Source organism: Chamaesiphon sp. VAR_48_metabat_403 (genome assembly GCF_031422475.1).
In the GTDB taxonomy this organism is placed as follows: domain Bacteria; phylum Cyanobacteriota; class Cyanobacteriia; order Cyanobacteriales; family Chamaesiphonaceae; genus Chamaesiphon.
On record NZ_JANPLS010000466.1, the window covers coordinates 1 to 4,928 of the forward strand.

The 4,928-nt window shown below is 47.1% G+C and carries 6 protein-coding genes; 2 read left to right on the top strand and 4 right to left on the bottom strand.

All coding sequences use genetic code 11. The features are described from left to right. From RMO79_RS22465 to RMO79_RS22475, 3 genes are all read right to left on the bottom strand, one after another. Positions 1–546, bottom strand: a 546-nt coding sequence (locus tag RMO79_RS22465; RefSeq protein WP_310485495.1) for an NAD-dependent epimerase/dehydratase family protein, incomplete at its 3' end; no start/stop codon positions are given. A gap of 49 nt (positions 547–595) precedes the next feature. Next, positions 596–2,692, bottom strand: coding sequence for a BamA/TamA family outer membrane protein (locus tag RMO79_RS22470; RefSeq protein WP_310485497.1), 2,097 nt, complete (start codon positions 2,690–2,692; stop codon positions 596–598). Between the two features lie 39 nt (positions 2,693–2,731). Next, a complete protein-coding gene (locus RMO79_RS22475; protein ID WP_310485498.1) occupies positions 2,732–3,463 on the bottom strand; it encodes a DUF4386 domain-containing protein in 732 nt (243 codons plus the stop codon). A gap of 158 nt (positions 3,464–3,621) precedes the next feature. Here RMO79_RS22475 and RMO79_RS22480 point away from each other — a divergent pair, with 158 nt between their 5' ends. Then, positions 3,622–4,101 carry a MarR family transcriptional regulator gene (locus RMO79_RS22480; RefSeq protein ID WP_310485499.1) on the top strand — a complete coding sequence of 160 codons (480 nt, stop codon included), beginning with the start codon at positions 3,622–3,624 and terminating at the stop codon, positions 4,099–4,101. Between the two features lie 16 nt (positions 4,102–4,117). On the opposite strand, the gene RMO79_RS22485 is transcribed toward RMO79_RS22480, so the two are convergent. Beyond that, positions 4,118–4,330: a hypothetical protein gene (locus tag RMO79_RS22485; RefSeq protein ID WP_310485500.1), complete on the bottom strand. Its 213-nt coding sequence runs from the start codon at positions 4,328–4,330 to the stop codon at positions 4,118–4,120. A 197-nt stretch (positions 4,331–4,527) separates the two neighbouring features. Between RMO79_RS22485 and RMO79_RS22490 the strand changes: the two genes are divergently transcribed. Beyond that, positions 4,528–4,928: winged helix-turn-helix domain-containing protein (locus tag RMO79_RS22490; protein WP_310485501.1), on the top strand; the 401-nt coding region annotated here is incomplete at its 3' end.

A 4,928-nucleotide genomic window follows, 5' to 3' on the forward strand; every position in this document is an offset into this window, starting at 1 on the left:
TACCAAAGCTTGAAATACAACTTCACCCATCATCGAATTCAAAACGCCAGGACCGAAAAAATCAGACGATCGACCGATTGTGGCTTGAATTCGACCCGATCGATGTGCCGTCATCAGTTGAGCTGCAATCTTCGATCGCACCAACCCCTTTTTGCCCGTGGCTCGATCTGGTAAATCCGGTGTAATTGCTCCTGAAACCTGACCATACATATAGAGATTGTCTCCATACACCACTCTTGCCCCTGAAGTTTCAGCCGCCATAATGACTGCATCCATCATCGGTGGTAAAGCTTGCGTCCATTCAGGATAGGGCGCATTAGCACAGTGGTAAATTACCGCTGCATCCTGGCAAATCATCCGCATCTGCGTGGGATCGGTGATATCTGCCCGCACAGCTTCAATCCGATGCCCTAAATTAACTCTCTCAGCAGAGCGAGAAACAGCGCGTATCCGTTTACCTTGCCGAACTAGTTGCCACACCACAGCACTACCTAGTCCGCCACTCGCGCCTAAAACAACATGCAATCGGTCGTCATTATTCATCATCAAACCTCGGTCAATAAAGAAAATGGGTAATTAATACTTTGTAATGAGCTTAGAATCTCTCTCCAAGTCCAAACTGAATCCGAGTTTCATTAAGATTATTTATCGCATAATCGAGGCGTAATGGGCCGATCGGCGATTGTACTCGCACGCCAGCACCATAACCAAACCCATTCCCTGATTTGCCCCGCGATCCAGCGGGATTGCCAGGGACAACAGTTCCAGTACCTAAATCGCTACCATAATCAAAAAACAGACCGCCACCAACGATCGACACGATCGGAAAGCGATATTCTGCGGTAGCCTGGACATAGCTGCGTCCCGACCCGACATCGCCATCCTCATACCCGCGCACGCCTGATGAACCACCCAAACTAAAGGCTTCATAAGGTGGCAAATCGCCGAGGATCGTCCCACCTTGAACGTTAAATAGCAGCGATTGACTGCCAGGTGAAAGGTTTATTAATTTGACTGGGACATATTGGGTGAAACTCGCTTTGGCTCTGGTCATGGTGATGTTGCCCAGTCCGACTGGTACGGATTGGTCTACACCCAATTTGAGCAAAGAACCTTGGGTCGGATCGGTAAAACTATTTCGCGCATCTTGAGTCAATCCCAACTGCAACATCAATAGATCGTCTTGTCCGGTTTTACTGAAGCTCAGATCGTTACCGCCAGAATCTTTGGGCACGATCGATCCACCAGTGACATCCCGTGTCGAAACTCGTTGATACTGCACCCCTAGAGAACCGCGCCAAGCACTATCGCTATAAGGGTCGCCATTTAGAGGGCGGTTAAAAGTAATCCCGCCGCCAGTTCTGAGAATCGAGGGCGTATCGTTGGTAGTCCCAGGTACGAATAGGGGTGTTTTACCACCACCAAAAACGAAGGATGTCGATCGACGAGCGAAGGCATTGACGCTATAAGATGTCCGATGTGGATCGGTGGCAATCCACGGATCGGTGAAGTTCAGTTCGCCTAGTAAACCTGTGGTACCTGTTTGAGCGTTCGCACTCAGTGTTTGAGCGTTACCGCCGACATTGAGTTGGTTATAGTTCAGGCTGGCAAAAAAGCCATTGACGGAGCTATAGCCGACATTCGGTACGATCGAGAAGTTTTTGCCTCGTTCGATGACATCGTATTGGAGGACGACTTTGGCTGGATCGCTACCCGGTGCGAAGGATACCCGCACATCATCAAATAAACCTAAACCGTAGATCCGCCGTAGATCTTTTTCGACAGTGGCGCGGTTGAAGATCTTACCTGGTTTTAATTGTGCCTCGCGGGTGATGATAAAAGGTCGCGTTTGACCTGTGAATGGTTTTTTATTCTCATCCTCAGCTTCGCCTTTTTTATTTAGAAATCGGACTCGCACGTCTTCGATCGACCCTTCGGCAATTACGATTGTCAGTTTGCCATTAGCATTGAGTTCTTCAACATCGACAACTTGAGCGAGATTGTAGCCCTGTTGTTGATAGAGTTGATTTAATTTGGCGATCGCCGCTTTAAATTCGATCGCATTTAATTGTTTGCCATACTGAGGTTTGAAGATTTCATCGATCGTCGCCTCAGTTAAGATACTGCTACTACTGGCTGGCAGGGTTCTAATTTGCACCCGATTGAGTGTGCCATAAAGTTTTACAACCAAGCTAATTTTCACGCCTTTTGCGGTATCTTCTGGCAAAATCTGGACGGTGGCAAAGTCGCCTAAAGCTTTGACTGCATTTAAGTTTTGCTCCAATCGATCGCGCGTAACGGATTGTCCGATTTTGATGGTGAGAACTTGGCGAATTTTGGCTTCTAAGGCTGGTGCTAGTTGACCGTTGTCGGTTTTGATGAGAATATCGGAGACGATATTTGCTGGGACGACGATCTCGCTCGGTGATTGCTCTGCTGGCGGAACAGTTTTGGATGGGGGTTTTTGGAGATTGGCAGGTTTTCGCGATTTACGTTTAGATTTGGCGATTAGGTCGGTTACGCTGGGGATGTCTGGATTTCTGGTTGTGGCATTTAGGTCGAGGGTTAAGTTAGCTAAGTTGAGATCGGCGATGAGTCTGCCGATCTGAATGGATTCGGCACGAACGATCGCTGGATTTACTATTGGATCGATGGTGGCAATAGTTAGGACTAAAAATAATTTTAAACGCATGTTTTAGATCGATAGTTATGTACACAAATGAATTCACCTTTAGTACTTGGCTGCGAGATGGCGATCGACTTTTGCAGCCTTTGCCACCAATACAATCCCCATCGCCAAAAACCACAGTTGTAAAACGCTCACTGATACCGAGATAAACGCACCCAACTCTACGCCGAACAACCTAGCTAATTGAACGCCCAATAGAGTTGCCGATACCAGCCCCAAAAATCCCAGCCAGCGGGGTAATATTCTAGTTTGTAAAATTCTCAACGATACGATCGCCAGCCATAGCCCTGCAAACAAGCTCACCCCCAAAACTTCACCCACAGACCCCGCATAGTCATTGAGAGCACGGTAGACAACCGCGATCGATTCACGACTGCCAGTAGATATAGTTGGATCGGCGTAAAGTGTGGCTAAAGCAGGCATTGCCACCAACCACCGAATAATTCCCAAACAACGAGCGACAGCCGAAGCGATTCCAAACCCATTCGCGACGCGCAGCCAGATTGAATCTGATTCATCATCACTCAATACCTGAATCGTCAAACTAGCAATAACCCAAAACAGAATCGAGTAAACCAAATAAACAAGATAGCCAAACCTCACTGCTGAGGCATTTTCAACCAGTAGCGGTAGAATTTTATCAGCCGGATCGCTCAAACTTTTCGGCCAGTTAATCGCACTGCCTAGTACAGAGAGTGGGACAAAAATGAGCAGACTTTCGGCAACTAGCAGCCAGCCCGTAGTTGTGTATAAAGACTTTTGGGAGGATATCATAAAACTCTACAAACATTCCTGAGAATATAATAACATTCTCAGGAATGTTGTCAAGGATATCCGATGCCGATCGCGTGGAAATATTGGTGCGATTGGGCTATGCTAGACAAGTAAATCCTTTGCCCTGTAGAGATTTTCCGAATTTTTGCTAAAAAGCTATGAATTGTCACGAATCCGAAAAACTTAGACAAATTTTGATTTGGATTGGGGTGGCAAATCAGTTAACGGCAACAAGATTCGATCGATTGATGAGTGAAAGCAATTTGCCATTGCCGCAATTTACGATGCTGAACCACTTCAGCCGCAATCCAGCGCAAAGTTACACAGTCACTCAGCTTGCCTCCGCGTTTCAGGCCAATCAACCTGCTATGACCAAAACGGTGCAGCATTTATTGGAAAAGGGCTATTTGGAGTTCCAAGTCAGTCAGGAAGATAAGCGAGTTAAATTCCATTCTATTACCGCAGCAGGTTTGGCAGCACATCAGCAGGCGATCTCCCAGATAGAACCTGATGCCCAGCTTATCTTTGCCGAATGGAATTCTGACGAAATTGACGTGTTACATCAATCCCTATTTCGATTAAAGAATTGGCTAGACGATCGCCGCGATACCGTAGCGAGTAGTAAGCGGGAAGTATGAGTATATCGATCGCAAATCATCGCGAATAGTGTTGTTCGATCCACCAGCGAATTTCTGATTCAGAGCCAAAAGTTGCCGAATCTTGAGTTCTGGGGTCGTAAACCTGATAATACACATTGCCATCTCGATCGCGCTTCTGAGTTGTCCGAGGTTCGCTATTGTGTTGGAAGTATTGCCAAATCTGCTGTTGAAGATACTGGTACCCAGATCTTAGTTGGTTAAATTTCATGATTTTGACCTGATATGTAAAGATGATTCACGATTCTCATTTTGAGAGGCTACGTCAACGATTAATTTCATTGTCGCGAATCGGATCTAGACCGACCAGATGCAGTTATCATCAATTGTGATGGGTACAATTTTGATTTTGCAAACTGTTATGGTCATAATTTGGGGCTACTGTATTGGCTCCGATCTGAGGAGTCAATGATGAACGTCGAACTACCGAATAAAGAGAGCGATCTTCCCTTATATCTCCAAGTTGCCGATCGACTACACCAGTTGATGATTGAGGGGACACTCCAACCAGGAGATCGCCTCCCGTCTGTCCGCAAGCTCCATCAGCAGCTTTCTGTCAGTATTTCCACGATTTTAGAAGCCTATCGAGTTTTGGAAGATCGTGGCTGGGTGCAGGCGCGATCGCAGTCGGGTTATTACGTCAAGCCTATCCTCCCGAACACCCGCGCCGAACCGCAACAATCGGCGGCTTTGGGGCAACACCAGCCGATTGAAGTTTCCCTCTCTTATCGGCTCTATGCGAGCAAACGCGACCCCCAGCTCCTGCAACTGGGTACCGCCGTTCCCAGCCCCGATCTGTTTCCCTTAGC